The sequence below is a fragment of the Streptomyces sp. NPDC047982 genome (assembly GCF_043204165.1).
Classification (GTDB): Bacteria; Actinomycetota; Actinomycetes; order Streptomycetales; family Streptomycetaceae; genus Streptomyces.
Window position 1 is genome coordinate 80,220 of record NZ_JBIDBS010000029.1, and the last position, 6,218, is coordinate 86,437.

General features: G+C 67.9%; 6 protein-coding genes. 1 reads left to right on the top strand and 5 read right to left on the bottom strand.

Going from position 1 to position 6,218, the window contains the following annotated elements; translation table 11 throughout:
* Nucleotides 1-7 precede the first annotated feature (7 nt).
* The 3 genes from ACGF2V_RS28500 to ACGF2V_RS28510 form a co-directional block, all read right to left on the bottom strand.
* Nucleotides 8-2,494 (bottom strand): hypothetical protein, encoded by a 2,487-nt coding sequence (locus tag ACGF2V_RS28500; protein WP_392913567.1) that lies wholly within the window; start codon nt 2,492-2,494, stop codon nt 8-10.
* Between the two features lie 5 nt (nt 2,495-2,499).
* Nucleotides 2,500-2,898, bottom strand: a complete 399-nt coding sequence (locus tag ACGF2V_RS28505; RefSeq protein ID WP_392913570.1) for a DUF6507 family protein — start codon at nt 2,896-2,898, stop codon at nt 2,500-2,502.
* Nucleotides 2,899-3,290: 392 nt separating this feature from the next.
* Entirely contained in the window at nt 3,291-4,538 is a 1,248-nt protein-coding gene (locus tag ACGF2V_RS28510; protein ID WP_362711208.1) for a GDSL-type esterase/lipase family protein, read from the bottom strand.
* 259 nt (nt 4,539-4,797) lie between these two features.
* Here ACGF2V_RS28510 and ACGF2V_RS28515 point away from each other — a divergent pair, with 259 nt between their 5' ends.
* A complete protein-coding gene (locus ACGF2V_RS28515) occupies nt 4,798-4,995 on the top strand; it encodes a hypothetical protein (RefSeq protein ID WP_362711210.1) in 198 nt (65 codons plus the stop codon).
* Nucleotides 4,996-5,222: 227 nt separating this feature from the next.
* On the opposite strand, the gene ACGF2V_RS28520 is transcribed toward ACGF2V_RS28515, so the two are convergent.
* Together ACGF2V_RS28520 and ACGF2V_RS28525 are read right to left on the bottom strand one after the other, a co-directional pair.
* Complete coding sequence (locus ACGF2V_RS28520) at nt 5,223-5,429, bottom strand: DUF397 domain-containing protein (protein ID WP_362711212.1); 207 nt, start codon at nt 5,427-5,429, stop codon at nt 5,223-5,225.
* A partial coding sequence (locus tag ACGF2V_RS28525; RefSeq protein ID WP_362630840.1) for a DUF5753 domain-containing protein occupies nt 5,426-6,218 on the bottom strand: 793 nt, incomplete at its 5' end. The genes ACGF2V_RS28525 and ACGF2V_RS28520, both read right to left, overlap by 4 nt.

Below are 6,218 nucleotides of genomic sequence, written 5' to 3' on the forward strand. Positions count from 1 at the left end.
TCTCTCCCTAGAAGATCTTGAAGTATTTGAGTGTGGCCCCAGCATACTGACCTGTGTTCTCAGCAGCCTGGACAAGCACGTACCGCAGGGTCCCGCTCTTGATAGCTTTTCGGATTTCCCTTGCGTACTTGGCGTCACCCGGTGAGTGCGGGGCACGCTCATTCATGTCGGCCAGGATAGTGCGGACGTACTCGATGGTTCCCTGCTTCACCATCATTTTATTCTTGGGATCGCCGTTACTCTGACGCCATTCCAGTGTCGCCTGGGGGCCTTTCGCCTCGACGATGACGAGGTTGCCGTCCTTGTCGCGCCAGAGCTGATCGAACCGCTTGGACCCGTTGGGTGTCTCCGGCAGAGGGGGATCGGTGACCTCGTGAGCTCCTTCGAACTCCTTCTGCTGGAGCATGTGCCGACGCGCAGCCTCCTCGCCCAGAGCCTCTCCCAGCTTGGAGTTGTTGGGGACGTCCACACCGACCGTCTTGTCGAAGTGCTCCTGGGCTTTGGCGAGCGCTTCGGTGTTCTCGGCAGTTGGGGCATCGTCGAAGGCGTTTTGAGCTTTGGTCAGCTCCATTCCGGCTGTGCGCTTGGCGGCAACGTCGTCGAGATGGTTTAGATCGGCCGCAGCGACCGTCTTCCTTCCTCTCTCCAGAGGAGTGAGGTGAAACTGCTCTGGACTCGCGTAAGGGAGTTCGCTGGCCGCCATCCAGCTGCCATCCGGTTTCTCGATGAGTTTCGGCAGGAGCTGCCCGTCGACCAGTTCCTTGGCATCGTTGCGATAGCCGGACCCCCACTTGTCATAGTGCTCTGCGCGCCAGACCGGGTCTTCATTGGCCAGTCGTACATGCTCGCGAGTGATGGCAGCACGTTCTGCGGCTGTCCGCTGACTGGGAGGCGTCTCCCGGGCAGCCTCGAATTCCGCGCGGTGGGCAGCCGTATTGTCCCCTGAGCTGCCCCCGCCATTCGGACGTCCGTGATCGAAGCCCGTCGGGCCGTCGTGGCCGCCTCCGCCGGGGCTGTTATGGCCTGAACCACTGGCACCTTCGCTGTGGCTTCCATTGACCGCGCCCTCATGTCCACCACTGCTCGACCCAGTTCGGTGGTCTGCACCGGTCGAAGGACCATGGTTGGCGGAGGGGCTCGTACTGAGGTCGCCTGCGCGGGCGGTTGCTTCGGGCGCATGCCGTCCCGCTGTGACGAGTTCGCGGTTGCCCTGGCGTCCGCCGACTCCCCGTTCGGCTGCGGAGGGTTCGTGCTTGGCCGGTTCGAGGTGGGGTGTGCCGTCGGGGTTGAGTGGGATGAGGTTGCCGTGCTTGTCGACGCGGTAGCGGTCGCTGAGGTCGAGGGCGCCGTCGGGGAACTTGGTCGTGGGTAGGTGGAGGTGGTTGCTGATGTTGGCCAGGACCTGGGAGACCTTGGGCAGGTCGGAGAGGGCCTTGGTGGCTTTGAAGGCGCCGCCGAGGGGGTCGAGGGCGTCGCCGACCCTGGCCATGGTGCCGGCCGCCTTCGCGAGCGTGCCGCCCTTGCCGAGCTTCGAGGCGGCGGCCAGCGGGCCGGCGCCCAGGGTGAGCACGTTGAAGGACGTCACGGCATGGGCTCGGGCGGGGTCCTCCTGCCACATGTCGTACGCGATGAACTGCTTGCCGAACTCCTTCGCGTACGCCTTGCTCTCACGCTGCCAGTCGGACAGGTGCTCGTCCTGCCCCAGCAGGTCCATGCCGTAGGCGTAGCCGCCGACGACGGTGCGCCTCAGGCCGTCCCATGCCTGGTCACGCTCTTGCTCCCCGTGGAAGCCGGCCAGGGTGGCCAGGCCGTCGAGGCCGCCCACGATGCTGTCCTTGACGATGCCGTCCCACGCCCAGCTCTTGGCCCCGTGCCCCCACCACTCCAGACTCCACCGCTCATAGGTGCGCTCCTCGGGGCTGCCCCACGGCAGGTCCTTCATTCCCTTGAGCGTGTCGGCGCTCTGGCCGTACATGCCGGGGCCGTGCGTGCCGTCGTCCACCACCCACTTCGGGCGGCACAGGGCCGGGCTGATCGCGTTGATCTTGTTGGCGGCGTTGCGTTCGGCTTCCTGGAAGCCCTCGCGCGCCGCTGCCACACCGTCCATCAGCGCCTGATGCTTGTCGTTCTTGCCCTGGTCCTCGGTCCAGTCGTCATCGCCCCGGACGCTGTCGACGAAGGTGAACGCGTCCAGCTTCAACTGCTTGAGCCGCTCCGCGTGCGGCCTGGCCTCGAAGACGAACGTGTCCAGGGCATCGGCCAGCGCCTCGATGTTCCCGGCGAACTCCTCCGCCGTATCCATGACCGGCCGGGTGGAGGAGAAGAGCTTGTCGGCCTCGGGGGCCTGGTAATAGGCGGCCATCGCCTGGAAACGGGAGTGGACGTCCTTGCCCCCGTTCCGGATGCCGATCGCGTGCGTCCGCAAACTGGACGCGGCCTTCTCCAACTGGCCGAAGTCACCCGTGTACTGCGGTATTCCCCCCGGTTCGATCACGCCGGCTACTCCCCGCCCCGGTGGCCGGACTTCTCCCCGACCGCCCTGATCTCCGCAGGGGTCGGAGCCTTCGCCGCCTCCCGCTGGGCCCGGGCGGCCATCGCCAGGTCCCCCTCGATGTACTCGGCGGTGGCCTTGACCGTGCCGTCCATCGACTTCCTGGTCCGTGCCGCCATGAACCTGATCTGCCGCTGGGTGTCGGCAACGAAGTTCGCCACCGCGGCCCCCACCGGCCCCGTGGGCGCCTCACCGCAGTACGGCCCACTGATCGTCCCCGCGGACAGCGCAGCGGCCTCCGCACTCTCGCCGTACCCCTTGACGCCCTTGCTCAGGTCCTCGGCCGCCAGCCCCACCAACGACAGAACGGACTCCACCCCGCCCGGCCTGATATCCCACCCCGTCACACCAACCCCCCGCAATCCCCCGACTGATACATCCGATATGCCCCGTCAACTACGGTCGGCGCCATGGCCAGTGACACGCGCATGACGGACAATAGGATCTTCATCTTTATCAAGACACGCGTAGCACCTGCAATGCCTTTCGAGTCAAACGGGCGTTGCCGCGGGCGCGTGACGCGGGTCGCGGGTCGCGGGGTAGTGCGACATGTGTGGAGCTCTACCGGTAGAACCGTTCGCATGTGCCGATGCCTCCGTTCCTCGCCGCGGTCGCGCGAGGCAGGGACCGGAGGGGCGAGCAGAGCGGCGTCGGGTGTTTGCAGCGGGGAAGGGAGGTGTAGGCGCCGGGGCGGCCGACGATCCCGTTCAGGCGAGACGGAGCGTGGCCGGGCGACGATTCACCTGCCTCGTCGGCCCTGCCCGGCGGCGAACACCCCACCGGAACCGAAGGCCAGGGCGGCGAACCGTTCACCGATACGGCGGTGCGCGGCGGCGTCCGGGTGGAGCTGATCGGGCAGCGGCAGTTCCGCGAAGTCCGCCTCGCCGTACAGTTCGCGGCCGTCGAGGTAGTGCAGGTGCGGGTCGCCGGCAGCGCGCTGCGCCACGATGCGGGCCAGTTCGTCCCGGATGACGCCGAGCGTCAGCTTCCCGGCCGCCCGTTCGGCGGGATCGCCCGCGGCCCGGACGCTGAGCCGTCCACCGTCGGACTCCGGGAGGCTGGGACCGGGGGTGTCCTCGTGGATGAGGCAGAGCAAGGGCGAGACGACCAGCAGCGGGGTGGCGGGGTGTCCCTCGCGGATGGTGTCGAGGAATCCGTGCACCGCCGACGTGAAGGCGCGCAGCCGCATCAGGTCGGCGTTGACCAGGTTGATGCCGATCTTGACGCTGATCAGGTCGGCAGCGGTGTCGCGCATGGCACGGGCGGTGAAGGCGTCGAGCAGGGCGTTGCCGCCCAGACCGAGGTTGACCAGGTCCACGCCGCCGAGGAAGGCGGCCCGGGCCGGCCAGGTCGTGGTGGGGCTCGCGGCGTCGGAACCGTGGCTGATCGAACTCCCGTGATGCAGCCACACCCGGCGGCCGTCCACCGGCACGGGCTCGACCGGAGCGTCGGTGCGCAGCGCGACCAGCTCGGTGATCTCGTTGTGCGGCAGCCAGATCTCGACCCGCTTCTCCCCCTCGGGCAGCGGCGGGAAGCGGACGGTGCCGACCGGTCCCGGCCGCGTTTCCACCGGCCCCTTGACCAGGTCCACCACCAGGACGTTGCCGCCGGTCGTACTGGCCTGTGCCACGAGTCGCCCGTCGACGAGCAGGTCGTAGACCCCGTCCAGTCGGGGCGCGGCACCCTCGTACACCGGCCTGGTACGGAGCGTGTCCAGCTCGACGGCGGTGGCCCGGGTGCGGAACACCAGCCGTACGCCGGACGGCTGCGCCTCGACCATGGCCAGCCGCCCGTCCCCCTGCGCCCGGGCCCACGCGGGCAGTCGGTGCGGCAGCACCCCGTGCTCGGTGCGCTCCAACTCGCACGCGCCGCGCACGAGGTCGGCGGTGGGAGGTGTGGTGATCCGGTCCGCGCCCGGGGGTGCGGTGGAGGCGGCCGACGCGGTGGCGAAGTCGGGACCGTGATCGTGATCGCGCTGATGGTTCATGACTTCAGCGTTTCAATCGATCCCCCGCACCGCATACGGTTTTCCGGCCACCGTGGGAACAACGGTGCGCGCGTGAGGGTTCGTCGTCGAGACGGGCGAAACCGCACCTCACGCGTCCCGCGCGCCCCAGCCGAAGCCGCCTCGATGGCCCGGTCCGCAGCGGCCTCGTCAAGGCGGTCACCGGCTGCGTCCTGGCGGCCGGCTGCTGTTCTCCACGCTCGCCCACTACCTGGGCGGCGCACCTGCGGAACCTGACGTCGTGCCGGCCGACGTCCCGGCGAGGACCCCGGACGGGGAAGCGACCACGATGCGTCGCTGGGTACTCCAGGAGCAGACCTGGACGAAGGTGCTGGACGAGTCCGGTTTCACCCGGATCAGCGTCGACAGGTTGCCGTCGACAACCAACGCTCAGCGCAGCGCGGACACACTGTTCGTGACCGCTGTCCGGCGGGCTTGAGACCGGAAGGCGCGGAGCGCCCGGCCCGGACGTTCCACCTCACCATGGCCAACCCGAAGTGCCACTGGGGCAGCGTCTACGTCGTCGCCACGAAGTAGCCCCTCAAGCAGCCCGTGAATCCGACGCCCCGACGCTCGCCACCCCGGGCTGCCCGAGAACGTGGACCGCCCCGCCTCGCCGACAGTCGGGGCGGGGCGGGGCGGTACGGGTGGAACGGACCGCGACGGTCAGCGCGCGGACGCGTACGACACGAACTCCGCCCATGCCGCAGGTGCGAATCCGAGCTGGGGACCCAGTACGTCCTTCGAGTCGCGCACGCGCACTGCGCCAGGCACCACGGCAACCTCTACGCAGTCGGGCCCGTCGTTACTGCTGTAGCTGCTCTTGAACCAGGCCGGCTCGGAGCTGTCACCAGCAGAGATCTTCCGGATCATGTTTCCCCCAGCAGTTTCTCGATGAAGGTCCGTGACAGCCGAGGCGTAAGCGCCTGGGCGCGGATCAGGCCGTACCTCATCTCAAGGATCTGGACTTCCTTGGGATTGGTGATCAGTCGGCTGGTGAGCTGGACCTCATTGTGTCCCACAGCCGTTCCGTCGCTCAGTTTAAGCACCCGATGTGCGCCTGCGAGCCCCGCATGCTCCTCCGAGTCCGTCGGCATGACCTGAACCTCAACGTGTCTCAACGCCGACAACTCCAACAAGCGTTCAAGCTGACGGCGCAGCACCATTCGGCCTCCGATCGGGCGCCTCAGCGTGGCCTCCTCCTGAACAAACGTCACAAGCGGAGCGGGACATCGACCAAAGACCGACTGACGGGCCATACGTGCCGCCACCAACCGGTCCACCTCTTCCTCGGTGTAAGCAGGTCGTCGAGCCCTGTAGAGGGCGCGGGCGTACTCCTCGGTCTGAAGTAGGCCGTGCACGACGTCGGTGGTGTAGGCGCCCATCTCCACCGCCGCCCGCTCCAGGTTCGCCAGATCCCGGACCTTCTTCGGGTAACGCGCCTCCCTCAGGTCCTTCTTCATCGCGGCGATCTTGCCGCCCGCGCCCAGGACTTGGTCCGCCCTGTCCAGGAACTCCGGCTTCGGGATGCGTTTGCCGCCCTCCACCTTGTAGACCTGGTTCTCCCCTTGACATCCTCGCCCCCGTGAAGGAGGGCGATTCCCGTCTACCGCGCCGTTGAAGGCTGCGGTGTCGGGTGGGTTCCCGCTTCGCTGCGCGGTG

Excerpts from the sequence above, each read along its gene's own strand:
- ACGF2V_RS28510 (WP_362711208.1), bottom strand. The coding sequence starts at position 4,538 with ATGAACCATCAGCGCGATCACGATCACGGTCCCGACTTCGCCACCGCG.
- ACGF2V_RS28520 (WP_362711212.1), bottom strand. The coding sequence starts at position 5,429 with ATGATCCGGAAGATCTCTGCTGGTGACAGCTCCGAGCCGGCCTGGTTC.